Here is a 23,987-nt window from a genome sequence, read left to right as displayed (position 1 = left end):
CAAGCCTCTTGGCTGCCGGCTTCTTCCTGCGTGATGACTGTCACTTCTTGACCGCTGAAGGCGAGACGCCGAAGCGCTCCTTGAACACCTTGGAGAAATGTGCGACGTTCTCGAAGCCCGTGGTAAAGCATACATCCGTGACTGACATGGACGTATGCGTCAGCATATCCCTTGCCATGTCCAGTCGTTTGCCGCGAATCCACTGCAAGGGCGAGGTGTTGTAGAGCGCTTGAAATTCCCGTTTGAACGTGGACAAGCTTCTTCCCGAGAGATAAGCCAAATCCTGCAGCGTCACCGGGCTCGTCACGTTCTCCTCCATCACTTCCGCGATGCTTCGGCGCTCCTTATGCTTAAGCTGGAAAAACTGAAGCAGGAATTACTCGTTCGCATCCGCCACGTCAAATAATAGCTCCAGCAGCTTCATCTTCATCAAGTTGTCGCCAATCCGGTCCGATTCCTTGAAATACGGCTTAAGCGATTCGATAAAGCTGATCAGCCGGTCGTTCACCGCATTCACCGAAATCGGCACAAGCGCGGCAGGCCGGGATGACTTCAGGTCCGCCATCTGAATAAATGCGGCAAGCAGCTCGTCCTTCAAGAAGAACATCATATAATCGAGTAAATTGCCGGCAGCGGGCTCGCCCGATTTCTCGTAATCGACGACGATGGCTTTCTGCAGCAGCACCATCTCGTTCTTATGAATGACATGCTCCTCGGCGCCGAAACGCACCGTATAGTTGCCCTCAAGGACAAACAGCAGCATATGGTCCTCCAAATACATCGAGCCGCGAAGCGTATCCGCATGCGAGCAGGATTCCACCACATTTATGCCGTTCATTTGTAAAATGCCGTGATGATAAGGCGCATGAATTAGATCATTCGGCACTTTAGCCAGCTTCTCCGTTCGAACAGCCACGCCCGCACGCTCCTTTATGGATGCCGGCTGTTCAGCCGCATTCCCAATGTGCCTCTAGATTACTCCGTTCGGATGGCGTCTGCAAGTCCTACGCAAGTCCAGTGCTCCGTTCACAAGCTTTCTATCGCCAGAGACGCAAAAATCCGCCCTCGCGGACGGGCTTGCCGGCCGAGAAAGCGGAGCTTTGTCCTGCGTTTCCTTAATCAGACTGCCCGGGCGCCCCAAGCGGCTGCCAACCAAGCAGCCACACCGGCGATTCCGGCCCAAACCGGAATTGCCCGCGCTCCCTTTCTTCCATGAGCGGCGGCGCGGATAAGGTATGGGCATCGAACCGTCCTCCGAGAAATGCGCGCCACGCCTCCCACGGAATCGGAATTTTCCCGTAGGTGTCCCCGCCGTAAAAGCCGCTGACCGTGGGTACACCGCCGTCCGAACGATAAAACAGATTGTAGTCCGCCTCCGCCAGCCGGGCGTCACTCCAATTGATGAAATGATAGAGCTGTTCGCCCGAATCGATCACGACATTGCGCAGCACCGTCAGATTATGATTCGGCTCGCCGGCCATCTCCTGCGTGCCGATCGCCGCTTTGGCTGCGTTGCGCACAAGCAGATTGTTTTCGATGACGTTGTCGATTCCTTTCGCAAAGATCACAAACCACAAGGAGCCCGAGCCGGCGCTGTACAAATCATGAATGACGTTGCGCGCGACGAGAAAACCGTCCGCGGCGTCGTCCAAGTAAACGCAGTAGCCCACCGAGAAATAGATCCCGCTGTCGTGGAAGCGATTGCCCACGATCCGATTGCCGAGTCCAGCCCCCCAAGCTTCGAACATGCCGCCGTCCTGGCTGTCCTTCATGACATCCGATATATCATTGCCGATGATGGTATTATTGCGAGCGTGCAGAAACGTCCAATGATTGTCCCACGTTACCTCCGTCCCGTAATAGGACGGCTCCATCGCCTTGGAACGCAAGCCCTTGAGCGAAATGCCGTAGCGCGGCATGCCGCTGATGACGTTGCGCGAGACGGTGCACACCCCGCTCTGATAGAGTTGGATACCTGTGCCATGACCAATGAGCTCTCCCCCCGAACGCACGGTATTGCCCGCGATAACTTGGCCGCAATTGACATCCGATTCTGCCGCGCTGCCGAACGGCCCCTCTCCCGGTGCATAGCCGATGGCGTAAATACCGTTATAGCCAACGTGCTCAATGACGTTATTCTCGATCCGTATTTCCTTGCAGCAGCCGTTCAAGACGATGCCGCTCAGCCCGGCATGGCGCAGAGTGCAATCCGCGATCGTGATCTCTTCCGCATTTTCGATCCTGACCAAGCCTTCGCGCGCCTCGTCGCGTTCCCGATTGGAAACCGGCATCCGGTAAGACGGCAGCATATCCGACATTTCCACGGTGAGCCCGCGAAATTCGAGATGACGCACGATGCCGTCCGATGCATCGCGCCCGCCGACAGCCGGCCCGGCTCCCGCAATGTCGATCACCCGCATCATCTGCGGAAGCACGATATCCTGCGCTTCAATAGGAAGCGCCCTCGGGATATAGTACAGATAACCCTCCCGCTCGTCCCGGTAAAATTCACCTGGCTCCGTGAGCAGCTCCCGCGCACCTTGCAGCCGATAGCGCGAGCCCTTATCAATTCCCCACGGCGCCGGATCCCGGAAGGTAATGATGTCCTGCTCCCAATCCACGGAGGCGACGGGCTTCGTCTCCGAAAACCAGTTCCACTCACCCTCGCCCGGCCAGATAAACACCTTGAGTCCGTCCTGATCGCCATCCGCAATAGGAGGCACATCGCCCCGCTTGAAACGAAACCCCAGGCCGCTGCCGCCGTCCCGCTTTCCCTCGACGACATGGTAGCCCTGCTTGGGACTGCGGGCTTCTACCGCTCTTACGCCGTTCTCGAACAACGTATGCCCGAATTGCCGCAGTGCATCGCAGCCGATCAAACAGCGGTAGACGCCGTCGCCGGCATCTTCCCAGCCGGTAAGCGCGCGTCCACCGGAAATGACGGGACGAGCGCCGGGCGCTGCCCGGTAGCTAACCTTGCAGGATGTCCCAGTGCCGGAATCTCCCGCATCGAAGCGCAGCGGCTTCTCCAGCCGGTACGTGCCCGCTCCGATCCAGACATTCACAGGCCCGGTGAAACCCGCTGCCAGTTTCTCGCGGACGGCTTCTTGCGCCTGTGTCAATTCAAGCCATGGCCGCTGCACTGAGCCGTCACCTTGTTCATGTCGATGGACAGCGTCTACATAATAATCAAGCGCATTCGTCGTTTGTCCCATCCTACATCCATCCCCTTTCACATAGGCTAAGCATGACAAACGCGGTGTTTCGCGCCAACTGCGCTTTTTGCTCGCTGCTGCGCGTGCGGCTGTGAATTTAATCATTCGCTGCGCGGAGCGATTCGCAAAATTCATAGTGGCAATACGCCTCCGCGTATGCAATGCTGAAAGCATATGAGGCTTGCCGTCAAAGGAGGTCATTTCCGGATGCGAATGCTCCAATCTTATAAGTCCAAGCGCTACCTGCTGCGCATGCTGCTCTCCATCACGATCCTGCTGGTGATTCTGCTGTCGCTGTCGTCGGCGGTGCTTCATTACAGCGCGGAGCGCCGCGTCCTGCAGATGCAGGAGGAAGCAAACCGAAAGGTCATGAACCAGATCAACCACAACCTTACCTTCATGCAGGAGATCGTCAACAATATTGCCCTGTCGCTCTATAATGACGAGCGGTTTTATTTCCCGCTGATGTCAAACTCCGAGCAGGAAGATATCGATATCATCTATTCCGTTAATCAATTGAATAAAGCAATGGATTCGCAGTCCTTCCTGCACTCCATATTCGTATACAACGGACATAACAATAAGAGCTACGCGCTTGGACCGCTTGCGGACCAGATGGAAGCTCACTATATGGCGGACCGGCTCGCCGAACGAATCAAGCGTCCGGAGAAGCTGCCGCAGCTGCAGCTCATACCGATGAATTTCAGCGGACGACCGAATGCCGTCGACTTCTTCTCCGTCATTATCTATGAATCGTTCACGAGCATGAACAACCGCGAAAGCGCGCTCGTGCTTAACGTCAAGCCGGAGTGGGTGTTCGATAACCTGAAGGTCGTCAACGGCTTCTCGGCCCCCGACGAATCCAGCGTCTTCCTCATGGATAAAGACGGCAGCTTCATCCTCTCCGGCGAAGAGCAGAATCTGCCGGAATTGAACGATCTGCGTTATGCGCTCGGTAAAGACCAGACGAACCGGGCAGAAACCTTCGGCTTCTTCTCGCATAACTTTCAGGAGCAAGGCAAATCGATCGTCAGCTATCTGCAGATGGGCGTGGCCGGATGGAAGGTGATCAGCGTGCAGCCTTACAATGCCGTGCTTGGCGGCGTGTCCCAAATGCGGGAAACCTTCGTCATCGTCATTATCAGCTTCCTGCTGCTTGCGATCATCGTATCCTTCGCGCTCGCCCATAAGCTCTACCGTCCGATTGAAGCGCTGCTCTCCCGCGTCACCAGACACGGCGGCGTTACTGAAACTTCACCTCAGCCGATTCGCGACGAGCTTGCCTACGTCGGCAATGTTTACGGGGAAATGGCAGAGAAGCTCCTTGTCGTCACCGATGAGAAGGAGAAGCAGAAGACGATCGTGCGCCACTCGTATTTGCGCAGCATCCTAACCGGAAGCGCCTCGTTCAGTCGCCATCAATTGGAGTCCTGCATCGACAAATACGGCCTTAATCTGGATCCAGCCGGGCCGTTCGTCGTGGTCGTCCTGAAGATCGACGATTATACGGCCGTGCTCGCCCGCACGACCGAAACCGAGCGGCAGCTGTACGCTTTCGCCATCGCGAATATTGCCGGGGAAATAATGGCGCCCCTTCGGATTGCCTGCGAAATGGTCGATGCGCGAAGCGACCACCTCGTTCTGCTGCTGAGCGGCGGAGCGCTGGGCTCGGAGCTGCCGGATTTGCCGGAGCTGCTGGCCCGCCTGCAGGAGATTGTCATGGACTACTACAAGCTGTCTCTGTCGGCTGCTTACAGCGACATCTCCCGTTCCCATGAATCCATTACCGATCTGTACGCCGAGGCGCTTCACTTCTCGATGTATAAGCTGCTATTCGGCAGACGTTCCTTAATTGCGCCGGATCTTGTGAGGGCTAATGTATCCCGCACCGAGTACGCCATGTCCGCCGACCAGGAGAAGAAGCTCGCCGAAGCAGTCAAAACAAACGACCTTGCCGGCATGGAAGCAGCTGTCATACAGCTTCTCAGCCCGCTGCACGGCTACCATTACGATCATATCGTCCACGGCGTGCTTCATATCGTCGACGTCATCAAGACGACCATTCGGGAAATCAACGGAAACCGGATATCCTCGCTGCCGATCGATCTCAGTGCCCTAAGTCGACAAGTATTGGAGAAAGAAACATTATCCGACATTACCGACCTGCTTCGGCTTACTTTGCACGACATTCACGAGAAGCGCCGTGGGTCGGAGCAGGATACGAATGCCGCGCTCATCGAAGCCATCAAGGATGTTGTCGCCAATCATTATGCCGACATGAACCTCAGCCTGCAGGGCATCTCCTCCATGCTCCGGATGACCTCCGCGTATGTAGGCCGGATCTTCAAGCAAAGCGAGCTGGTCTCCGTCGGCGAATACATCAATGAAATCAGGCTGACACGCGCACGCGAGTACCTGGAGACGAAGAACTTCAGCATCAAGGAAATTATGGAATTGGTCGGCTACGTCAACGAAAGCACCTTCTTCAAGCTGTTCAAGAAGAAGTACGGCGTAACGCCGAAGGAATACCGCTTGAAGAGCAACATCGGCTGAAGCGAATAACGCGGACAAGTCGAATCAAGATAATAGGGGCTGCCCTCCGGTCATCTTAATGACTTGCAGGCAGCCCCTTTTCATGTTTTAAACCCTATTTGAAACCACGCTCATGTCCTCATAGTCACTGCGCAGGCGAATGTTCTTCCGATCGCTGTTGTTTCCAGATGCCTTGAACAATGGGTTAAGGTTGGCATCTGGAAACAAAGGCGAACGCTGACGCTTCTCCAGAATCATTCGCCCTGCTCCGTTTTTGGTATCATGGCTTGTTAACAAACCAAACTGCATCTGCCAATTTCCGGCCCTTGCCCGTTTCATAGAGAAAACATCTCCGAACGCCTCGATATACCCTCGCCTTCCCCCGCTCTATCCCATACATTTCCGATGACATCCCGCAATTTACGGCCTTTTCCCCTTATGCACAGCAGTCAATCGCAAAAAACATAGTCCTCGGCAAATGAAATGAACGATTGCACAGTTTCGCTCCCCTGGTTCGAATGCCATGATGGGGAAGCGGATCAGTTCATCATTTTCCCGGAGGTAACGGCATGATCAAATCAAGCAAACGATCGGAATGGCACTACTTGAAGAAGAACTCGGAGCTGCTCCTCCTGCTGCTGCCCGGCGCGCTGCTCATCCTCGTCTTCGCATACCTGCCGATGTTCGGGGTCGTCCTGGCGTTCAAGGACTTTCATTACGACCTGGGATTCTGGAAGAGCCCTTGGGTCGGCCTTCAGAACTTCAAGTTCTTCTTCGTCTCGGACACCGCCGCCTTAATTACGCGCAATACGGTCGGCTACGGACTCACGTACATGATTCTGACGACGGTGATCTCGCTCGGCCTCGCCATCCTCATGAACGAGATGGGCAAACGCTGGCTGCGCATTCATCAAACAGCCATGTTCATCCCTTACTGCCTCTCCTGGGTCGTCGTCAGCTACTTGGCGCTCGCGCTGCTGGATACCCAGAACGGCTACCTGAACAAAGTGCTTGAAACGCTGGGGCTGCCCACGCACATGTGGTACCTCGAGACGGCGCCTTGGCCGTACATTCTCATCTCGGCCTACTTATGGAAGAACGTCGGCTTCTCCACCCTCGTCTACTTCGCCGGCATCATGGGCATTAACCAGGAATATTACGAAGCGGCCAAAATCGACGGCGCATCGCGCTGGCAGACGGCGACCCGCATTACGCTTCCTATGCTCTCCACCCTGATTACGGTGCTGCTCATCCTCTCCATCGGCCATATTTTCGTCGGAGACTTCGGGCTGCATTACTTCATCCCGAACGATGCCGGCATGACCTATCCAACGACCGACATCATCGACACGTACGTCTACCGGGCACTGCGAGTGAATGGCGACATCGGCATGTCCACCGCCATCGGCCTATATCAATCCATCGTTGGTCTCGTGCTCGTCGTTACGGCGAATTTCGTTGTACGCAAGATCAATGATGAGAATTCGCTTTTCTAGAAAGGAGCCGTCTGCCTCATGAATACGTCGCCGCAAGCGGTCGCAGCCAAATCCGTGACCGTCCGGGAAACCGGCGCCCGTAAGGAACCCTTCTCTATCGTAATTCTGTTGTCGCATCTGCTCTTCATTGCCATTACGCTTGCGATGATCGTCCCGTTCATCCTCGTGATTTCCATCTCCTTCACCGAGGAGACGGCGATTGTGGAGCACGGATACCAATTTATTCCTAGCGACTTTACGGCCAAAGCGTACCGGTACATCTTCGAGGCGCCGCTCGTCCTGTTCCGCGCGTACGGCATAACCATTCTGACGACGGTCATCGGAACTGCCTTGTCCTTGCTGATCACGGCCATGCTGGGCTATGTCACCTCGCGCAGGGATTTCCGGTACCGGACGCCGGCCTCGTTCTTCATTTATTTCACGATGCTGTTCGGCGGCGGACTCGTCCCTTCCTATATTCTGATCAAACAATACCTGCATTTGGACAACACGATCTGGGCGCTGATCCTGCCTTCGCTCGTGTCCCCCTTCTACATCATGGTCATGAAGGGCTTCCTGTCCAAAATGCCGTTTGAAATTATCGAATCCGCCAAAATCGACGGTGCACGGGAGCTGCGCATCTTCTTCACCATCGTCATCCCGCTGTCGACGCCCGCGCTGGCCACCTTGGGCTTGTTTCTCTCCTTCGGCTTCTGGAACTCCTGGTTCTCGGCCTTGCTCTATATCGATAACGAGAAGCTCATTCCTATTCAGCTGCTGCTTGTCCGCATGATGCAGAAGCTCGAATTCCTGACGAGCAACAGCGACTTCATCAACCAGTTCGGGGTGGATACGAGCAAGTTCCCGACGCTGTCCGCTCGTATGGCGATGGCGATTCTGGCCGGCGGGCCTATGGTCTGCATCTTCCCGTTCTTCCAGAAATATTTCGTCAAAGGGCTGACCGTCGGTTCATTGAAAGGCTGATTATCAGCGAATCAAACCGTTTTCATACCTAATGCCGGCTGATAGAATAAAGGGGGGGGTAATCGGAAGGATTACGAGGCCGGCAGCAGCGTTGAAATAATAGATAACCATTATACCAAGGAGGTCTACCTATGAAAGTCTGGAAACGTTCTATGGCCCATCTCGCGCTCGCCAGCCTGATTCTTGTTCTCATGTTAAGCGCTTGCAGCAGCAACAATAACACGAGTTCAAATGCCGACAAAAACACGGATACGCCCGCAGCGACGAACAATAAAGCGGCGAACGACAAGACGGCGAATGCAGCGACGACAGACGATACGACGAAGAACGAGCCGGCGCCTGCCGAAGAGCCCGTCGAGCTGACCTACTATTACATCGTCTATGATATGCCTGCAGACCAACAGGAAGTCGAAGATGCGATCAATGCGTACATCAAGCCGAAAATCAACGCCACGATTAAGCTGAAGCCTGTTATGGAAGCCGGCTACAAAGACAAAATCAATACGATGCTGGCAGCGAACGAGAGCTTCGACCTCTTGTGGACATCCAACTGGGGCGGCGGGGACTACGACAATAAAGTTGCGAAAGGCGCGCTTCTGCCGCTTGACGACCTGCTGGCCAAAACGCCTGATCTGAAAGCAGCAATCCCGGATGTTGCTTGGGACGACACGCGTGTAGACGGCAAAATCTACGGTGTGCCGAACATGCAAATCGCGGCGAAAGCCGAAGGCTTCGCGATTCAAAAACGTTTTATCGACAAATACGGCATCGACGTCAATTCCATTAAAACGCAATTGGATATCGAGCCTGTCCTGAAAACCATTCATGAGAACGAGCCCGACATCATTCCGATTGCTTCCACGAGCAACTTGTTCGACTTCGGCCGCCAATACGGCTATGCGGCGCAAGGCTACAAGCTCGGCGATCCGAACTTCAAAATCGTCGATACGATCGACAAACCGGAATACAAAACGTTCCTCGATACGATGCGTAGATGGTACACGTCCGGTTACATTTACAAAGATGCAGCGACCATGAAGGACGACCAGCTCGTTGCCCTGCTCAATACAGGTAAAGTGGCTGTTGAGTGGAACACGACGATGAAACCGGGCGGCGAAGCCGACGACAAGAAACGCTTTGGCAACAACGATGTCGTCTACGTCCGCGTATCCGAGCCTGAATTCACGGGTGTCCGCCCGACGATGAACTCCGTCAGCCACACCTCCAAGCACCCGGAGAAAGCGCTGGAATTCCTGCAGCTTACTTCGACAGACCCAACCCTCTTCAACCTGCTGACATTCGGTATCAAAGATAAACACTACACGGTGATCGGTGACAACACAATCAAGATTAACCAAGACGGCGGCTATAAAACCGACCAAGGCTGGGTCTTTGGAAACGTGCTCATCGGCTACTTGAAGGAAGGCCAAGCGCCGGATACGTGGGAACGCACAAAGCAGCTGAACGAAACAGCCAAACGTCCGGAAGTGTCCGGCTTCAACTTCAACACGGAGCCTTACAAAACAGAATCCGTCAACATCGCGGCCGTCGGCGAGCAGTACGCCAAGGCGCTGAATAATGGCGCGGTCGATCCCGCCAAGGTGCTGCCGAAATACCAATCGGCGCTTAAGAAAGCCGGCGTTGACAAGCAAACGGCGGAAATGCAGAAGCAGCTCGACGAGTGGCTGAAAGCAAACGGCAAGAAATAAAGAAGCTTAGCGAAATAGAAACAAGAAAAAGACGCCGTTCAGATGGCGTCTTTTTCTTCGTATTCGGTCTGTATCCGTCACGTATCAGAACCATTTCCGGTGGATTGCGGCTCGTGATGTTCCTTCAGCCGATAGCTGACAAAAGCCAGCTGACGGCTGTCCGGCGACCACGAATTGACGTTAATCGTGCCTTGACCGCCGAAAAGCTGTACCAGCGTCCGCGCCTCCCCGCCTTCGCTTGCCATCAGCCGAATTTCGACATGCTTGTTTGCCGGGTGATCTTCCGGCGCCACATCCTCCTTGCGGTACGCAAGAAACGCGACTGCGCTCCCGTCGGGCGATACATGCGGAAACCAATTATTGCTGCCGTCGAACGTCATCTGCTGCTGCTCGCTGCCGTCCGCGTTCATGCGCCAAACCTGCATCAGCCCGCTCCGCGTCGAATTGAACCAGATATGACGGCCGTCCGGCGAATATTCTGGTCCGTCGTCAAGCCCCGGCGTATCGGTCAGCTGCGCTTCGATTCCGCCGGCTACCGGTATCGTATAGATGTCATATTGACCGTTCCGTTCTGCGCAATAAGCCAGCGTCAGCCCGTCCGGCGACCAGCCGTGGAGATAGCTTGGAGCCATGGCCGTAATGAGCGTCGGCGCGCCGCCTGCAAGCGGGAAGATATAGATACGGGACTGTGCATCCTCTCTCGTATGATGACTGACCGCGACAAGCGAATTGTCCGGCGACAGCACATGGTCGTTATTACAGTGATCGGCATAGCCCGAATCGATCACGGTTGACTCGCACGCGGCGAGATCGAAGGCATAGAGGCGTCCGCCGCTGTTATAGATCAGCCGTTTGCCGTCGCTTGTCCAATTCGGCGCTTCGATCAGCCGATCGAACTCGGCCAGCGTTCTGCGTTCGCCGGTCGCTGTGTCGACCGTCTCTAGGATACTGATGACATTCCTTGTTTCCGGCTTGCCTGCTTCTTTAATCGTATTCATAAGTGCCTCCCGCGAATATAGATTTGAGGTGCGTGACAAGTGAAGCATGGATAACAACTCTATTCGATTCTTGCCTTCCTATTCCTCTCGCGATTAACCATATCTTAGCCGTCTGAACTGCTCCGGCGTGATCTTCTCCGCAAGCCGGAAGCGCTGGATGAAATACGCGCTGCTCGCAAAGCCGACTTGCTCGGCTACTTCCTTAACGGGCAGCTTCGTCGTCACGAGCAAATACTTAGCCTGCACGATCCGGCATTCCGTCAGGAATTGCACCGGTGTTTTCCCGATGAGGCCGTGGAACTGCCTGCTGAAATGCGACACGCTGTAGTCCGCTGCTGCAGCCATCTCCTCAAGCGTCAGCGGCTGGCTGCTGTGCGAGCGGATCCATTCGGCAGCCTCGATGATTTTGCCGCGCTGCTCCAAGGCGGTTATGCCCTCCAGCCCCTCCGCGTTCTGGACGAGCTCGGCCAGCATTTCATACAGTACAGCCGACAGCCGCGCCTCGCCGCCTTGCAGCGAAGGAATGCCGAACGTCAGCAGCTTCCCCCAGAGCTTATCCAGCCGTTCGCAGCCGACCCACGAGAACAGCCAGGGCTCTCCCATTCCCCTGTCCTGCAGCAGCCCGCCGATGCCCGGTCCGTTGAAATGCACCCACCGCACATCCCACGGATCCTTGTCGTCGGCGTAATAGGACTGTTTCGTGCCCGGACCGTAAAGAAACCCGGACCCCGCCTGCAGCTCTACGTTCTCGCCGCCGATTCTCACGCAGCCCTTGCCGCTTCGAACGATATGCCAATTGTAGGCCGTCAGCTGCCCGGCGGCACGGTTCTCCCGATGCGCAGGGTCCTCATAATAGTGGCCGAACGATTCCGGATAGCAAACGAATCGGTCGAAGCGAGGCGCCGCCAGAAAATGGTTGATTCTCATTCCATCCACCCTTGCTAAAATAGCATAATTTTAATATAAGGCTCAAAATAATCTCATTTACCGCTTACATGACAATAACTATACTGAACTCAAAGCGATATTTACAGCAAAATAATTATACACTTTGACTTGTAGAGGAGGCAGTCCGATGTATTTCGGAGTCGATTATTATCCAGAGCACTGGCCGGAGGAACGATGGCCAATCGATGCGGAAATGATGAAGCAGGCGAATATCAATATCGTCAGACTGGCGGAGTTCGCCTGGGCGAAGATGGAACCGGAAGAAGGCGTGTACGACTTCGCATGGCTGGACAGAGCCATCGAGGTTCTCGCTGGCGCAGGCATTAAGATCGTCCTCGGCACCCCGACCGCGACGGCCCCCAAGTGGCTGATGGATAAATATCCGGATATGTATCCCGTGGACGTATACGGCCTAAGCAAGGGCTTCGGCACCCGAAGACATTACTGCGTCAACCACCCCGTATACCGTGATTACTCCAAGCAAATCGCCCGCGTCATGGCCGAGCATTACCGGGATCATCCGCATGTCGTCGCATGGCAAATCGACAATGAATTCGGCGGCGCCTGCTACTGCCAAAGCGACCTGCATGCCTTCCGCATCTGGCTTCGCAAGAAGTATGGAACGATCGACCGGCTTAACGCGGAGTGGGGCACGGTTTTCTGGAGCCAGACGTACCGGAGCTGGGAAGAAATCATACTGCCCGTCTATTCGGCAAGCGACGGCTTCAGTCAGAACGGCGGCGCCAGCAGCCTGCTGTCCACGCCTTACAACCACAATCCGGGCCTGCTGCTGGATTATCAGCGGTTCTTCTCCGACGCTACGGCGGAGTACCAGCGCTTGCAAATCGAAGAGATCCGCGCCTGCAGCGAGCTGCCGATCACCCATAATCTAATGGGGCATTTCAGCGAGCTGGATTATTTCGATCTGGGCAAGGATCTGGATTTCGTCTGCTGGGATAACTACCCGAACACGATGTGGGGCAAATCCTCGCCGGCCAGCGTCTCCATGGCGCATGATCTCATGCGCGGGATCAAGAACCAAAACTTCTGGATGATGGAGCAGCAGAGCGGCCCTTGCGGCTGGCACTCCATGGGCGACACGCCCGAACCGGGACAAATCCGGCTCTGGACATACCAAGCGATCGCGCACGGCGCGGAGGGCATGGTCTATTTCCGCTGGCGCGCCTGTACCGTCGGCATCGAGCAGTATTGGCACGGCATCTTGGATCATGACGGCATCGGACGCCGGCGCTACCGGGAAATTACGGCCATCGGCAGCGAGATTGCCAAGCTGTCGCCGCTCTATCTCCATGCGAAGAACGACAATGCCGTCGCGCTCGTCAAAAGCTACGATAACGTGTGGAGCCATCGCGCGCAGCCGCATAATCTGAAATTCAGCTACGATACCTTGCTTAAAGGCTATTACACCGCTGTCGCAGGCCATCATGTCGGCGTAGACGTCACGAGCGCGGAGACCGATTTCTCCCCCTACAAACTCGTGCTCATGCCGGCGTTCAACCTGATGACCGAAGTCATCGCCGCGAAATGCGAAGCTTACGTTGCGAGCGGCGGCGCCCTGCTGGTTACGTTCCGCTCGGGAACGCGCACTTGGAACAACCAAATGACGACGCTGACCTTCCCGGGTCTATTCCGGGAACTTGCGGGCGTCGAGCTTGAAGAATTCGATTCCGTTAATTTCGGCCGCACCGTCGGCGTGAACGGCTCGTTCGGCGAAGGGACCGCCTCTATCTGGTGCGACGTCTTGAAGAGCAACGGCGCGGAAACGCTCGCGGAATACAGCAGCCATTACTACAATGGAACGCCTGCCGTAACGGTCAATACGTACGGCAAAGGCCGCGTATACTACGTCGGCTGCGATCTGGATGCCGACGCGCTGGCGCGGCTCGCCGGAATTATCTTGGAGCGAGAAGGCATTGCCGCCAGTCTGCCCAAGGCATACGAAGGCGTTGAAGCCATCGAACGCATCGCCGAAGACGGCCGTGCCTACCTCATGCTGCTCAACCATAACAGCGAGCCGGTCGAGGTCGAGCTGAACGGCGTGTACACAGATGCTTTAAGCGGGGAAGCCGTTGAGGGAGAGCTATCCTTGGAGCCTTATGCCGTTCATGTGTTACTGAACTCGTAATACGTAACTGAATCCGTACAGCAAGAAAAGGGCATGCCGGCGATAAGCCTGCATGCCCTTCTTGCTTGTCCTCCTGAAGTCAAGCCTGAAGGAGGCTCTCCCAATTGTTGTCGAGCGCCTCGGCCTCGTGCATGCTTACTTGGAACTGCAGCTTGCTGAGCTGCTGCCGTCCGATGACGCCCTGCCGGTACTGCTGCTGAAGCGCTTCTCGTTCTGCCTGGATGGAGAGCAGCTTCAGCACGTGCACCTTTTCTTCTACAACTTCTTCGGCATCCGGCGCTTCCAGCTGATGATTAAGCACACTAATGATGTGCCTATAATGTCCGCATACCCGGCTGACAGAAGAATTGGAGCAGGTTTCGTTCGCCTTCAGCTCCTCGAGTGCGTAAGTGGCCGTTGCAATGCGCAGCCGAATGAACGTTTTACGGTCTTTCAGCTTCAAACCGGCGTGCGCTTTGCGCCTGTCCGGCATAAACGCCGAGAACACTTTATAGACAAGCGAATAGAGCAGCAGGTACACAATATGAAACCGGTTGGAGACGGCCATCTCAATGCGCCGGAATATGTTCTGGAGCACAACCGCCTCCTGCGGTTTGATCTCTCCTTTCCTCGCGAGCAGCATCATGCACTTCTTCTCCTCCGCGATGCCGAGCTGCCGAAGAAACATTTCCTCTTCCCTTGCTTTCCTGGGCAGGATCTCGTAATTGGTTCGTCTCAGGTCCGACAGCCGCTGGTCATTGTCCGAGATGACGATCGCCGCAGCGAAATGGTTCGTCTCGTCCGTCGCCAATCGCACGGCTTGATTCGCCGCTTTGATGGATTCCAGCTGCGCTTTAACCTCCGCCTTCCGATTATGCGAATCACCTGCCGTGCCTTCGGCCCGGTCGGCGAGCAGCGGCAGCGCGATGCTCGCCAGCACCATCGAGAACAGGATGACACCGCCGGACAAGAAGAGCATCAAATCCCGCTCCGGGAACGGACTCCCGTTCCCAATAAAGAGCGGAATCGTGAACGCGCCCGCCAGCGTGACAGCACCGCGGATGCCGGACAGCGCGGTAAGCACCAGCACCCGCCATTCGGTCCCGTGCCGGCCAAGAAAGCCGGAGAGACGCCCGTAAACGATCAGCCATATGAATCGCAGCGCGATGAGCAGCATGTAGATCAGCAGCACATACCCGACGGCTTTGAAATTACTGTAGGCCGCGTTATTGAAGATGTCTGCCGCAATATCGGGAAGCTGAAGACCAAGCAGCACGAACACAAGCCCGTTCATGATGAACAGAATGACGTTCCATGTAATCTCCGACACGAATTTCTGCTCGATCGTCGTGAACCCGGAGCGATCCTGCTCGATCGCATGAAGAATGCCCCCGGCGACTGCGGCGAGAATGCCGGACAACCCGAGATGCTCCGCCGTATAGAACAGAATGAACGGCGTCACTATCCGAATGAGCACATGGACCGAGACGTCTTCGATACCGAATCGGCGCATGGCCATCCTTGCCCAGATGACCCCAAGCGAAATAACGCCGCCGACAAGCAGGCCCCCTAGTGAAATGACGACGAAGCTCCACGACGCGTGCCAGAACGAGAACGTGCCTGTCACAGCCGCTGCAACCGCGAACTTGAAGGCGACGAGGCCGGAAGCATCATTCATGAGCGACTCGCCTTCCAGCAGGCGATGAATATTCGCCGGCAGCAGCACCCTGGATGCAATCGCCGATACGGCCACCGCATCGGTAGGCGATAGAATCGCGGCGAGCGCGAATGCCGCCGCAAGCGGGATCGACGGAATCAAGTTGTGTATGAACAAGCCGCCTACGAGAACGGTTAAGAACACGAGTCCGACCGCCATGAGCAGGATCGGCGTTCTCAGCTTCCACAGCTCGTCCCGCGGCGTTCGTTTGCCGTCGTTGAACAGCAGCGGCGCGATGAACAGCATGAAGAACAGATCCGGCTCCAAGGAGATATGGACATGCCAAGGCAAGTATACGATGGCGCTCCCCAGCGCGATTTGGATAATCGGCAGCGGAATAAACGGCAAGAGCCGCTGGCCGATCTGCGAAACCGCGAGCAGCAATAATAGGACAAGTACGACGCGAAATAAATCCATGACCTTCACTCCGACGTTCTAGTTTTGGGTGCTGCGTCAGCGGCAGCGGCAGCTTTCCGTTTACAGGATACCCCGTTATTGGAAACTCATAACGTAGACATGCGTCTTTCTCTCCAAGTCAACGCGGACGGCACTTCGCCCTAACGAGCCGCGAAGCGCAAAAAACCTCCATTGCGGCATGTCGTCGAATGCCATCGCAATGGAGGTTTGTCTACACGAACAAGGATTATTATACGCTGCTTGCCGCTTCGGCGTATTTCGCCCGGGCCAGTTCGGTCGCCTCGACCATGTTGCGAAGCGCGGCGATGGTCTCCTCGTACTTACGCGTCTTCAAGCCGCAGTCGGGGTTGATCCAGAATTGATCGGGAGCCAGCACCCGAAGGGCGCGGTCGATCATGGCGGTCATCTCCGAGACGAGCGGCACACGCGGACTATGGATGTCGTAGACGCCGAGGCCAATGCCCTTGTCGTAGGTTTTGTCTTCGAAGCTCGCAATCAGCTCGCCGTGGCTGCGGGACGTCTCGATCGAGATGACGTCGGCGTCCAAATCACTGATCGCGTCGATGATTTCGTTAAATTCGCTGTAGCACATATGCGTATGGATTTGCGTCTCGTCCTGCACGGTCGCCGTGGACAGGCGGAAGGCGCGCACGGCCCAGTTCAGGTAATGCGGCCACTGCTCGCGCTTGAGCGGAAGGCCTTCGCGGATGGCAGGCTCGTCGACCTGGATCATGCCGATGCCGGATGACTCCAGCGCCTCCACTTCCTTGCGCAGCGCAAGCGCGATCTGGTACGCAACCTCCTCGCGGGAGAGATCGTCCCGGACGAACGACCAGTTGAGAATCGTAATCGGTCCCGTCAGCATGCCCTTGACCGGTACGTCCGTCAGCGACTGCGCATAGACGGTTTCCGCGACGGTCATCGGCGCCTCAAGCGCCACGTCGCCGTAGATGATCGGCGGCTTCACGCAGCGGGAGCCGTACGATTGCACCCAGCCGTTCGCCGTGAACGCGAAGCCGGCCAGCTTCTCGCCGAAGAACTCGACCATGTCGTTGCGCTCGAACTCGCCGTGCACGAAGACGTCCAGCCCGAGCTCCGTTTGCACGTCGATCCAGATCTTGATCTGCTCCTGCACGAACGATTCGTACCGTTCCGCGCTCCACTCGCCCTTGCGCCATTTGGAACGGGCGCTCCGGACCTCCGGCGTCTGCGGGAAGCTGCCGATCGTCGTCGTCGGCATCAGGGGCAGCTGCCAGCGCTGCCGCTGCGTTTCGCGGCGCGCCGCGAAACGGCTTGGCCGCTCGAACGGTTCCGACGCCAGCCCCGCGATCTGCCGGTGCACGTCGCTGCGGGCGCGGGAAGGCGACTGCTGCAGCGCGGCACGGTTCTGAATCGCCAGCGCAAGCTCGTCCTTAACTGCCTGCAGGCCAAGCTGGTTTGCTTTCACGAGGAGCACGATCTCTTCGAGCTTCTCGTCCGCGAAAGCCAGCGCGCCGCGCAGCACGGCATCGAGACCGGTCTCCTGCTTGGCGCTGACCGGCACATGCAGCAGGCTGCTTGAAGGCTGGACGAGAATGCGGTTCTCGGATACGGCGCCGCGAATCGCGTTCAGCTTATCCAGCTTGCCCTGCAGGTCGGCGCGCCATATGCCGCGTCCGTCGATCAGACCGGCGCCCAGCACTTTGTCCGCCGGGAAGCCTTGATCGAGAACGGCCCGCAGGTTCTTGCCGCCGTCATGGACGAAGTCCAGTCCGATACCGTGAACCGGCAGCTCGGTGACGGCTTTATACGCATCTACGGCTTCGAAATACGTCTGCAGCAGGATGCGAATGCCCGGCGCCGACTGCCGCAGCTCCGCGTAGATACGGGCGATAAGGGCAAGATCGCTTTCGCCGAGCGTCGTTGCGAGAATCGGCTCGTCGATCTGAACCCACGCCGCTCCTGCTTCGGCGAGCTCGCGAAGCACCTGTCCGTAGAGCGGCAGCAGCGCGTCGATCCAGCCGCCGAGCTCCTCTTGCCGGTATCCCTTGGACAGCTTTAGGAAGGTGAACAAGCCAAGCAGCACGGGCCTTCCGTCAATGCCGAGCTCCTGCTTCGCTTCCCGGTATGTATCGACCAGCCGGTTGCGGGTCAGCTTCGGCGTCAGTCCGTTCAGCTCAGGAACGATATAATGATAGTTCGTATTGAACCATTTCGTCATCTCCAGCGCCGTGGCGTCCTTATTGCCTCGGGCCATCGCATAGTAAAGGCCGAGATCCGGCGTGCCGCCCTCATAGGCGAACCGCTCCGGAATAAGGCCGAACATGCAGGCCGTATCCAGGACATGATCGTAATACGTGAAATCGCCAACCGGGATGATGTCGACTCCGAGCGTTTGCTGCACCTTCAAGCGATCAAGGCGAATCGCCTTCAATTCCTCGTGCAGCTGCTCTTCGGGCAGCTTTCCCGCCCAGTGCTGCTCCAACGCTTTCTTCCATTCCCGATCCCGTCCGATGCGGGGATAACCCAGGTTCGCGCTCTTCATCGTGTCTCTCTCCTCTTCCTACCCTGTAGGTGATAAGGAAAAGATACCACGGCCCCGGCGATATAACGTAACTCCCATTTTCTATTACCGGATATAGTTTCAAGCTATAGCAATTGATATTATTCGGCGATCGTCAGCCGCAAAGCCTCCACGTATTCAAGCGCCAGCTTGGAGAGAGCCGCGTTGCGGTGGCAGATCCAGCCGACGTGAATCGTCTCGTCGCTGGCCAGCGGAACGGGTATGATCTCGTTGCCGTTCAGATCTGCGCTCAGCACGCCGGTCGAGATCGTATAGCCGTTCAAGCCGATGAGCAGGTTGAACAAGGTGGCGCGGTCATTCACTCGGATGCTCTTCTGATGCGACAAGGTGCTCAAGATTTCCTCGGCAAAATGAAACGAGTTAAATTCCCCCTGCTCGAAATGCAGGTACGGATATTGCTGCAGCTCGTCAAGCGTCACCATGTCCTGCTTGGCGAGCGGATTGCGGATACTGACGAAGACATGCGCCTTCGCCGTGAACAGGCTCGTGAACATAAGATTCGCGTTATTCAGCAGCCGGTTAATCACCTGCTTGTTGAACTCGTTCACATACAGGATGCCGATCTCGCTGCGCTGGTTTTTGACGTCCTCGATAATTTCGTGCGTCTTCGTCTCCCGCAGCGCGAACTCGTATTCCTCCTGCCCGAACTGCTGCACCAGCTTGACGAATGCATTCACCGCGAACGCGTAATGCTGCGTCGATACCGAAAAATGCTGCGGGGCGGGCTTCGTGTTCATGTACCGGCTCTCCAGCAGCTCTGCCTGTTCGACGACCTGGCGCGCATAGCCGAGAAACTCCGCGCCTTCCTTGGAGAGCAGGATGCCCTTGTTCGTCCGTTCGAAGATCGTAATCCCGAGCTCCGCTTCCAGTTCCTTGATCGCATTGGACAAGCTCGGCTGCGAGATGAACAACCGTTTGGCGGCCTCGTTGATGGAGTTCCGGTTCGCCACCTCGATTACATATCGTAATTGCTGCAGAGTCAGTTAGACCCCTCCTTCGATGTTAGCATCGTACAAATAGTAATCCTGCGCATGCACCGCTTTGAATCCGACAGACTCGTATAAACCCAAGGCATGATCGTTTTTCGTTTCGACCTCTAAGTGGATGGAATGACCGGCTGCATGCTCGCCTCGAATGATACGGCGAAGCACGTTTCTGCCGATTCCTTTGCCTCGATATTCCGGCAAAACAGCAAAGCCGTAGATCCATGATTGCCCTTTTTCCCGATTCACGCGAACTTTGCCCACCGTTTCTCCATTCGAAACGACCATAAGGATCGCGGTGTCCGGGTCCTTCTTCTCGTCGTGCTTGCGTTCCATCTCCGTCGCATCCGCTTCGCTTACGCCGAATCCTTCCCGATCCAGCCGCACGCGCATGGCAAAGTCTCCAGGCTCTGCCGGCCTCACCGCAACGTCGTCAGCGACCTCTTCAAGCGGTCCTTCTTGCCACGCCATTTGATGCTCAGAGAAGGCATATACAGCACCTTGCTTCTTCAGAAAAGCTTTCGCCGATGCCGAGCCTGCGGGTGCATTCAATAGAATTTTATGAAATCCAATGCGCCGCACGGCTTCCATGCCTTGCTGAAACAAGCGCTGGAAATGCCCCTTCCGCCGCTCGCTTGGCGCCGTCAACCCGCATACTTCGACTGTGGAGCCGAAGGCATATAAAGCCAAGAACGATACGAGTTCGCCGTTTTCATAGTGAAAAAAGTCCGTTTGCTCGAATTCCCGCGTTCTCAGCATGTCCCAATTCAGCTTCAGCTGTACGTGATCCTGCGCTTCACACTTCTGCTGCAGCCGTTCAATGGCTTGTAGTTGTTGATTGGTTAGCATCGTGATCACCTCTATGAATAAGATTGGCACTTGGAAATACTACCATAATTATATATCGGCGGATATACGATTCGTTGATCGGCGATTATTTGAGAAACCGAGATGAATTGATTACACTGAAGCTATTAAAGGAGGTTCAGCACAATGGTCGATTCAGCGTTCAAAATGGAATTAGGCATCAGCACGTTTTTGGAAACGACGCCGGACCCGGCGACAGGCGCCGTCGTCAGCCATGCCGAGCGGCTGCGCCGCGCCGTTGAGGAAATCGTCCTGGCCGATGAGGTCGGGCTTGACGTATACGGGATCGGGGAGCATCACCGCGCCGATTATGCAGGCACTGCGCCTGCGGTCGTACTCGCCGCAGCCGCCTCGAAGACCAAGCGAATCCGACTGACAAGCGCCGTTACGGTGCTTTCCTCGGACGATCCCGTTCGCGTCTACCAGCAGTTCTCCACGCTGGACGGCCTCTCGAACGGCCGGGCGGAGATCATGGCCGGACGCGGATCGTTCATCGAATCGTTCCCGCTGTTCGGCTACAGCCTCGACGATTACGACGAGCTCTTCGAGGAGAAGCTCGATCTGCTGCTCCAAATCACGGCCTCCGAGCGGGTTACATGGACAGGCAAACACCGCCCGGCAATCAACGATTTGCCGGTATATCCCCGCTCCGAGCAGCATCCGCTGCCTGTGTGGATCGCAACCGGCGGGAATCCGGAGTCCGCCGTGCGGGCCGGAATTCTGGGCCTGCCCGTCGCCTTCGCCATTATCGGGGGCATGCCCGAGAGCTTCGCGCCGCTCGTCAACCTGTACAGGCAGGCTGCGGCCAAGGCCGGTCATGATCCGAGCAAGCTGCAGATTGCGACGCATTCGCACGGCTTCATCGCCGATACGACGGAGCAGGCCGCGGACATGTTCTTCGCGCCGACGCAGGCGCAGATGAATGTTATCGGAAGCGAGCGGGGCTGGGGTCAGAACTACAATCGTGCTACATTCGACGCCGCGCGCTCTTTACGCGGGGCCCTCTACGTCGGCGATCCCGAATACGTCGCGGAGAAGATCGTCCTGCTGCGCAAGAACCTGGGCTTGACCCGCTTCTTCCTGCACGTCAATGTCGGCACGATGCCGCACCGCGACGTGCTGCGTGCCATCGAGCTGCTGGGCACGAAGGTCGCCCCGATCGTGCACAAGGAGCTTGCGCGTATCGGGGGGAATTAAGCAGCCTGACGCAGGGCTAGCCGTTCTAAGCGCTTCCGCTCGCTGTCATCCTTATCCGCCGATGCGGCGCATAACATCAAGAGAGCTCATCAGCCGATCCGGCTTGGAGACAGCTCTCTTTTTTGCGCAGCTCGGCGCTTTGCCCGCTGCCTTGGTCCTCTCTACGCCGCAAGCGGAAATCCGATCGAAATGACCGCGCCGCCGCCTTGGCGGTTGCCGGCTCCGATCTCGCCCTTGCAGCGCTCGACGATCGCGCGGGATATCGCGAGGCCAAGCCCGGTCTCCCCGTCCTTGCCTTTCACGAAGCGATGGAACAGATGCGGCAGCAGCTCCTGCGGGAAGCCTGCTCCGTCGTCCTGCACGGCGATCGACAGCCGCTCCCGGCGGACCTGAACCGTGATGACGATTTGTTTCCTCGCATACCGGATTGCGTTCGACGCGACGTTCAGCAGCGCCTGCGCCAGCTTGTCCCGGTCCGCGCGGATTATCAACCGTTCAGGTATACCCGCTCCGAAGTCAATCTCCAGCGATACGCCACTGCGCGCTAGCTGCGGATTCAGCCGTTCCTTCGTCTCCGTCAGCAGTTCCCGCACGTCGACCTCCTTCATTCGGAAGACGTCCTCCTCGCTGTCCAGCTTCGCAAGCAGCGTCATCTCGGTGACGATGTTCGTCAGCCGCGCGCTTTCGCTCATGATGATAGCAAGCCCCTTGCTTGCGCTTTCCCCTTCGAAGACCCCGTCCCGAATGCCCTCCGCATACCCGGAGATCGACATCAGCGGCGTCTTCAGCTCATGCGAAGCATTCTGGAAAAACTGCTTCTGCGCCTGGTTGTACCGTTCCAGCTCGCCGGCCAGCTCATACACGGTCTGCGCCACCGCGCCGATTTCACCTCCGGCCTGCACAAGCCGCACCTCCGAGAAGCGTCTGCTCTCTACCTTCTTCAGCTCCGCGCGCAGCTTCGCCAGCGGATGAATTAACCGCCGCGTCAGCAACAGGCTGAGCAAATAAACGACCGCGCCGGAGACGCACAAGACCAGCAGCAGCCGCCCAAGCAGCGCCTGCTCGACGGCTTTGATTTTGCTGAGCGGCGTGTACAGCGTCAGCGTTCCCTGAGGAATCGCCATAGCCGAGACGACGAAACGGCTGTCCTTGCCGTCCGCGATGGCCTGCATCGTCGTTAATTGACTTACGCTTGCCGGCGCCGCCGGCTGGGTGAAGAACGCAGAGCCAGCCGTAGTCAAGCTCGGCACCAAGCTGGAGACCACTTTGCCCTCCGTATTCGTGATGACGGCTTCGACATTCGGCAGCACCGATTCGGTAATCGTCAGGGGGACCGCCTCTGGGGACGGCCCAAACCCGATTCCCGCCCCGGGCACGACCTGAAGCTTGTCGGACAAGCTGGCTCCGAGCGACTGCATGCCGTCCTTCTGCGTCCCGATAAAATGCTCCATGAGCACGTAGTGATTCATGACCGCCGTCACCGTAATGACAAGTACGATCAGCACGCCGAACGCCAAATTGAGCTGATGCATCATTTTCATACCTATTCGCCTCCCTCGGTTCTCATCCGATAGCCATGCCCCCATACGGCCTCGATCGGCAGCATGTCCATCTTCTTGCGCAGCCGCTTCACGAGATGATCGACGGCGCGGTCGCTGCCGTAATAGTCCTCGCCCCATACGAGCGTCAGCACCTCGTCGCGGGTGAAGGCACGGTTCGGATGCTCCGCGAACACTTGAAGCAGCGCGAACTCCTTCATCGTCACATCCACCTCTTCGCCCCGCCACAGCACGCGCCGCTCCTCCAGCAGCAGCTGCAGTCTTCCAACGGCAAGCCGCGCGGCTTCCAGCCTCGGCTGTGCCGCTTGCTCTTCGATCCGGTTCGCGCTGTACCAGCGCTTCAGCAGCCGCTTGACCCGGGCGACCAGCTCCCGCGGGCTGAACGGCTTCACCATATAATCGTCGCTGCCAAGCTCAAGGCCCATTATTTTGTCGACCTCATTATCCCGCGCGGAGATCATGATGATCGGTACTTCCGCCTCCATGCGAATCCTTCTGCAAAATTCATAGCCGTCCATGCCGGGCAGCATCACGTCCAGCACCCACATGTCCGGCGGCGCGGATTGCCACAACGCCAGTGCCTCCTCGGCGCTTGCGACCCCGACCGTTCGAAAGCTGTCCTTCTTCAAATAAGCTTCCACCAGCTCGCGGATATGCTGATCATCGTCGACAACGGCGATTATATACTCTTTCATCGT

Annotated in this window: 18 protein-coding genes; 6 read left to right on the top strand and 12 right to left on the bottom strand. The window is 56.9% G+C overall.

Annotated features, from left to right (window positions below):
- Nucleotides 1-40 precede the first annotated feature (40 nt).
- The 3 genes from KXU80_RS24790 to KXU80_RS24780 all read right to left on the bottom strand — a co-directional run bounded on the left by KXU80_RS24790 (nt 41) and on the right by KXU80_RS24780 (nt 3,215).
- Nucleotides 41-307 carry a helix-turn-helix domain-containing protein gene (locus tag KXU80_RS24790; protein ID WP_219835770.1) on the bottom strand — a complete coding sequence of 89 codons (267 nt, stop codon included), beginning with the start codon at nt 305-307 and terminating at the stop codon, nt 41-43.
- A 69-nt stretch (nt 308-376) separates the two neighbouring features.
- Nucleotides 377-916 (bottom strand): hypothetical protein, encoded by a 540-nt coding sequence (locus KXU80_RS24785; protein WP_219835769.1) that lies wholly within the window; start codon nt 914-916, stop codon nt 377-379.
- A gap of 199 nt (nt 917-1,115) precedes the next feature.
- Complete coding sequence (locus KXU80_RS24780) at nt 1,116-3,215, bottom strand: right-handed parallel beta-helix repeat-containing protein (RefSeq protein ID WP_219835768.1); 2,100 nt, start codon at nt 3,213-3,215, stop codon at nt 1,116-1,118.
- Nucleotides 3,216-3,422: 207 nt separating this feature from the next.
- Here KXU80_RS24780 and KXU80_RS24775 point away from each other — a divergent pair, with 207 nt between their 5' ends.
- Nucleotides 3,423-5,768, top strand: coding sequence for a helix-turn-helix domain-containing protein (locus tag KXU80_RS24775; RefSeq protein ID WP_219835767.1), 2,346 nt, complete (start codon nt 3,423-3,425; stop codon nt 5,766-5,768).
- 87 nt (nt 5,769-5,855) lie between these two features.
- On the opposite strand, the gene KXU80_RS24770 is transcribed toward KXU80_RS24775, so the two are convergent.
- Nucleotides 5,856-6,086, bottom strand: coding sequence for a hypothetical protein (locus KXU80_RS24770; RefSeq protein ID WP_219835766.1), 231 nt, complete (start codon nt 6,084-6,086; stop codon nt 5,856-5,858).
- A 230-nt stretch (nt 6,087-6,316) separates the two neighbouring features.
- Between KXU80_RS24770 and KXU80_RS24765 the strand changes: the two genes are divergently transcribed.
- From KXU80_RS24765 to KXU80_RS24755, 3 genes are all read left to right on the top strand, one after another.
- Nucleotides 6,317-7,243 carry an ABC transporter permease gene (locus tag KXU80_RS24765; RefSeq protein WP_219835765.1) on the top strand — a complete coding sequence of 309 codons (927 nt, stop codon included), beginning with the start codon at nt 6,317-6,319 and terminating at the stop codon, nt 7,241-7,243.
- Between the two features lie 18 nt (nt 7,244-7,261).
- Nucleotides 7,262-8,206, top strand: a complete 945-nt coding sequence (locus KXU80_RS24760; protein ID WP_219835764.1) for a carbohydrate ABC transporter permease — start codon at nt 7,262-7,264, stop codon at nt 8,204-8,206.
- 131 nt (nt 8,207-8,337) lie between these two features.
- A complete protein-coding gene (locus tag KXU80_RS24755; protein ID WP_219835763.1) occupies nt 8,338-9,915 on the top strand; it encodes an ABC transporter substrate-binding protein in 1,578 nt (525 codons plus the stop codon).
- 77 nt (nt 9,916-9,992) lie between these two features.
- On the opposite strand, the gene KXU80_RS24750 is transcribed toward KXU80_RS24755, so the two are convergent.
- Together KXU80_RS24750 and KXU80_RS24745 are read right to left on the bottom strand one after the other, a co-directional pair.
- Nucleotides 9,993-10,913 carry a TolB family protein gene (locus KXU80_RS24750; protein WP_219835762.1) on the bottom strand — a complete coding sequence of 307 codons (921 nt, stop codon included), beginning with the start codon at nt 10,911-10,913 and terminating at the stop codon, nt 9,993-9,995.
- Between the two features lie 93 nt (nt 10,914-11,006).
- Entirely contained in the window at nt 11,007-11,840 is an 834-nt protein-coding gene (locus tag KXU80_RS24745; RefSeq protein WP_219835761.1) for an AraC family transcriptional regulator, read from the bottom strand.
- Nucleotides 11,841-11,988: 148 nt separating this feature from the next.
- Here KXU80_RS24745 and KXU80_RS24740 point away from each other — a divergent pair, with 148 nt between their 5' ends.
- On the top strand, nt 11,989-14,007 hold the full coding sequence (locus KXU80_RS24740) for a beta-galactosidase (RefSeq protein WP_219835760.1): 2,019 nt from the start codon (nt 11,989-11,991) through the stop codon (nt 14,005-14,007).
- A gap of 79 nt (nt 14,008-14,086) precedes the next feature.
- On the opposite strand, the gene KXU80_RS24735 is transcribed toward KXU80_RS24740, so the two are convergent.
- The 4 genes from KXU80_RS24735 to KXU80_RS24720 all read right to left on the bottom strand — a co-directional run bounded on the left by KXU80_RS24735 (nt 14,087) and on the right by KXU80_RS24720 (nt 20,515).
- Nucleotides 14,087-16,120: a Na+/H+ antiporter gene (locus tag KXU80_RS24735; protein ID WP_219835759.1), complete on the bottom strand. Its 2,034-nt coding sequence runs from the start codon at nt 16,118-16,120 to the stop codon at nt 14,087-14,089.
- 229 nt (nt 16,121-16,349) lie between these two features.
- On the bottom strand, nt 16,350-18,644 hold the full coding sequence (metE, locus tag KXU80_RS24730) for a 5-methyltetrahydropteroyltriglutamate--homocysteine S-methyltransferase (protein ID WP_219835758.1): 2,295 nt from the start codon (nt 18,642-18,644) through the stop codon (nt 16,350-16,352).
- A 119-nt stretch (nt 18,645-18,763) separates the two neighbouring features.
- Complete coding sequence (locus KXU80_RS24725; RefSeq protein WP_219839232.1) at nt 18,764-19,666, bottom strand: LysR family transcriptional regulator; 903 nt, start codon at nt 19,664-19,666, stop codon at nt 18,764-18,766.
- Complete coding sequence (locus KXU80_RS24720; protein ID WP_219835757.1) at nt 19,667-20,515, bottom strand: GNAT family N-acetyltransferase; 849 nt, start codon at nt 20,513-20,515, stop codon at nt 19,667-19,669.
- A 144-nt stretch (nt 20,516-20,659) separates the two neighbouring features.
- Here KXU80_RS24720 and KXU80_RS24715 point away from each other — a divergent pair, with 144 nt between their 5' ends.
- Nucleotides 20,660-21,730: an LLM class flavin-dependent oxidoreductase gene (locus KXU80_RS24715; protein WP_258171142.1), complete on the top strand. Its 1,071-nt coding sequence runs from the start codon at nt 20,660-20,662 to the stop codon at nt 21,728-21,730.
- 161 nt (nt 21,731-21,891) lie between these two features.
- Here KXU80_RS24715 and KXU80_RS24710 read toward each other — a convergent pair whose 3' ends face one another.
- On the bottom strand, nt 21,892-23,271 hold the full coding sequence (locus tag KXU80_RS24710) for a sensor histidine kinase (protein ID WP_219835756.1): 1,380 nt from the start codon (nt 23,269-23,271) through the stop codon (nt 21,892-21,894).
- 2 nt (nt 23,272-23,273) lie between these two features.
- Nucleotides 23,274-23,984: a response regulator transcription factor gene (locus KXU80_RS24705; RefSeq protein WP_219835755.1), complete on the bottom strand. Its 711-nt coding sequence runs from the start codon at nt 23,982-23,984 to the stop codon at nt 23,274-23,276.
- Between the last annotated feature and the right edge of the window lie 3 nt (nt 23,985-23,987).

This window comes from Paenibacillus sp. R14(2021), assembly GCF_019431355.1.
GTDB lineage: Bacteria > Bacillota > Bacilli > Paenibacillales > Paenibacillaceae > Paenibacillus_Z.
This window is presented reverse-complemented; position numbering and strand designations above follow the sequence as displayed.